Here is a 2,647-nt window from a genome sequence, read left to right as displayed (position 1 = left end):
TCCTCGCTGCTCCTTTGATGGCAATCATGATGGCAATCGCCATGAACCCGCGAATAATGGGCCGGCTCACGCTGCCTCGTTGGATGATATTCGGCGGCGTCCTTACCACGCTCGTCATGGCCTTGGCACCATCGGATTTTTCGTCCTGTGAGTAACTGCAGATAACTTACACTTTCGCAGGATCCGCCAAGTTGATGAGCCTTTGCAGATTTCTAAACGCGTATCGATACTAGAATTTGACCCCCGTTGCCACGAAAGGCGCTTGACGTACGCAAAATTAATATGCCGGAATCATCTCATCAACAACGCCTGTCACGCCGGGCACGCCCTGCACAAGTGCGGTGAGCGCTTTGCGCTCCTCTTCAGAGCCGACAAGGCCCCAAAGGTGAACGCTGCCATCGATGACAATGATATTGCGGCTCCCGAAATCCGTCCACGTTTGCTGCTCCAATCGCGATAGGATCTCCTGCTTGATGATACGGCTCTCGTCCAATCCGTCTTGCGTGGCCATGTCAGATGACGCCAGCGCTTGGACCAGATTGGCCTGACTGACGATGCCAACCAACTCCGATCCCCGCATGATGGGAATCCGTTTGATGCGGTTGCGTTCTAGGATGGCAGCGTTTTCCGTAAGGGGAGTGTCTTCTGTTGCCGTGATAACCTCACTCGACATAAGGTCGTCTACTCGCATGCCATGCGACTTCGCAAATTCTGCGGCCAGCATCGTCGCTGGCGTCATAGCTTCGAGCCACCACGGACGGTGCATTTCTGTACCGATTTCTTCACGCCGCAAGAGATCAGCTTCGCTGATGATGCCGACGAGGCCTCCCTCGTCATCGACAACTGGCAGTGCGCTAACATCGTTGAGCATGATGAGCTTCGCCACCTCGGCAATGGGGGTATCCGGCCGTACCGTTGCCACGGCTCGTATCATCACATCTGATGCGTTCATGGCTCTCTCCGTCAGCTTGGTCAAAATCAGGGGTGCAACAATCTTTCAGAGATCATTTCATACCCCGACGACGGATTGATGACGCTCGGATGCTCGAATCAGGGCCTGGAAGAGCAAATCGTCCGCCGCGCCGTTCAGATGTCGATCGGGATCTGAATTGGGAATGCGTCAACGCATACGTCATCACCCCTGAGCATCTCCGAGTCAGCTTCTGATCTTCCAGAAACAAATGCAGATTTCCTACATGTCATCTCAGCGCGCGCATGGCATTGAGGATGACAGCTAGATCGATTAGTTCCTGCAGGAGAGCACCCTGCACAGGAGGTAGATAGCCGAACGCCGCGAAACCCATCGCCACCAAGGATAAGCCGAGGCCCACGAGCACACTTTGCTTTGCAATTGTGATTGTCCGTTGTGCAATCGCGATTGCCAGCGCTAGAGGCGCGAGCTTGTCGACCAGCAAGACCACCCCTGCGGCTTCCGACGAAGCGGCCGCGCCCCGTGCACCCATGGCTATGCCTACGTCTGCAGATGCCAGCGCAGGTGCATCATTTATTCCGTCTCCGACCATCATGACAGGACCAAACTTCCTCGCGGCGACCACCGCTTCGACTTTCGCTTCTGGCGTAAGATCGCCCAATATCTCGTCAATCCCGAGCCTGTCATTGATGGCAGTGGCAACATCGAGGCGGTCACCTGTCGCGAGAATGATCTTCGCTACTCCTGCCCGTCTGAGTTCCTTGATGGCCTGAGCGGCATCACTTCTGATTTGGTCCGCCATAATGATGATGCCGGCGACTGCGCCATCGATGGCCACTGCGACGACGACTTGCCCGGGCTTGACACCGAGCCGGAATGTCCTCGGATCACCCTCGTTGCTGCAATTCTGGACGAATCCGCTGCCGCCGATAACGACCCTCTTGCCATCGATCTGGCCTTCAAGTCCTGCGCCCGCGTCCTCCCGGACATCCATTGGGGACGAAAGTGTGATACCACGTTTTTGCGCGGCAGCAACGAGAGCGGCGGCCATAACGTGGTTGGAAGCCTGGTCGAGCGATGCGGCAAGCCGCAACAATTCGGTCTCCGGCACCCAACTCGCGGAACGAACTTCGACAATTTCTGCAGAGCCGTGGGTCACCGTCCCGGTTTTGTCGAGTAACGCCACGCGCACGCTGCTGAGCGCTTCCAGAATAGCGCCACCTTTTATCAGAACACCCGCCCTTGCGGAACGTGAAAGCCCCGAGACCAGGGCAACTGGGACTGCTAGGATTAGCGGACAGGGTGTGGCCACGACGAGGACCGCGAGCGCCCGGCGGGGCTCACTGGACAGCAACCAGGCCGCAACTGCCAAGCCAACCGTGAGAAACAGAAACCCGATTGCGTAGCGATCCGCCAGGCGCGCCATAGGCGCTTTGTTGCGCTGGGCGGCTTCGACCAATCGAACGATGCCCGCATACGTGCTTTCCGATGCCGGATGGCGGGTCTCCATGTCGAAGGCGGTTCCCACAGATGTGCTACCGCTCAGGACTTCGTCCGAAGGACGGCGTTCAATGGGGATCGCTTCCCCAGTCAGCGCCGATTGGTCCAACAGAGCAGAGCCGGAGAAGACAACCCCGTCGACCGGGATAACTTCGCCGTGTCGGATCAGGAGCCTGTCGCCTGGAGACAACATCTCAATGGGGACTTCTTCGAGCT

General features: G+C 57.5%; 2 protein-coding genes. Both read right to left on the bottom strand.

Annotated features, from left to right (window positions below; genetic code table 11):
• Nucleotides 1–277 precede the first annotated feature (277 nt).
• Complete coding sequence (locus AAAC48_RS28945) at nucleotides 278–952, bottom strand: CBS domain-containing protein (RefSeq protein WP_340657486.1); 675 nt, start codon at nucleotides 950–952, stop codon at nucleotides 278–280.
• A 247-nt stretch (nucleotides 953–1,199) separates the two neighbouring features.
• Nucleotides 1,200–2,647 (bottom strand): heavy metal translocating P-type ATPase (locus tag AAAC48_RS28940; RefSeq protein ID WP_340657485.1); only part of this gene is annotated, 1,448 nt, incomplete at its 5' end.

It is taken from the genome of Phyllobacterium sp. (genome assembly GCF_037994405.1).
Lineage (GTDB): Bacteria > Pseudomonadota > Alphaproteobacteria > Rhizobiales > Rhizobiaceae > Phyllobacterium.
The sequence above is the reverse complement of the archived record's forward strand: the minus strand, read 5'-3'. Positions and strand labels throughout refer to the sequence as shown.

What these genes read in the sequence shown, in the direction of transcription:
- AAAC48_RS28945 (WP_340657486.1), bottom strand. Translation starts at nt 952, where the DNA reads ATGAACGCATCAGATGTGATGATACGAGCCGTGGCAACGGTACGGCCG.